This window comes from Ensifer sp. ENS02, from assembly GCF_014851885.1.
GTDB classification, from domain to species: Bacteria; Pseudomonadota; Alphaproteobacteria; order Rhizobiales; family Rhizobiaceae; genus Ensifer; species Ensifer adhaerens.
Map to the genome: position 1 here is coordinate 1 of NZ_JACVAO010000062.1, position 749 is coordinate 749.

Annotated in this window: 1 pseudogene; it reads right to left on the reverse strand. The window is 58.6% G+C overall.

Annotated elements, in window-relative coordinates:
- A pseudogene (locus IB262_RS35430) lies at positions 1-749 on the reverse strand (hypothetical protein); the annotation flags it as partial.

Consider the following 749-nt stretch of genomic DNA (forward strand, 5'->3'; position numbering starts at 1 on the left):
GCGAAGCTATCTTGAAGATCGGCGGTCTCCTGGTCGAGCGAATAGGTCCGGGCTCCAAGGTAGAGTTCCGTCTGTAGATAGTCGAGGTTCTGGACAATCTGCGCGCCGAAGGAATCGCTCTTGCTGCCCCTGCCCGCGATGTCCTTGCCAAAATAGGCGTCGACCGAAAACGCGGTTTTGCCGACATCGAAGATATCCGCCTGATAGCCGATCTTTACGTAGCCGTAGCGTCCATCAACCGTCTCCTTGTCCGAGTAGCCCGCTGCAAGGGTGAGGCTGAGCCCGGTATCGAGATGCAGGACCGAAACGGACGCATCGTATATCGAGTTGCCATCGCCGGGCCTTGAAAAGGCAAGTGCAGCTGCGACCTTGAAGGCGTCGTAGGTCTCATTGTATCGAACCGCCGCGTCCCAGACGGTGACGTCGGTTTCCTCCGGAACGACTTGTGTTCCCACCGACGTCGCAAAGCTGAAGCCGCCAAAGGCCGGGGTGTCGTAGCGGACGCGCAGCTTGCGGCTAAGGCCGTCATAGTTGGTGAACGCGTCCTTTACGCGGACCGTCGACAGCGTACCGTCGGAGTTTCGGAAAAACGGTCCGCCGGCCATATCCGACACCAGCGAGTAACCAACAACGTCCGTGCCGGACAAATCCACCTCGGCGGTCGTATCCGACGCCATGCTGCCCTGGCCGAACCAGAATTTGCCGTAGTCCTTCGAATTTAGATAGATTTCCGCCTTGCGCAGCAGATC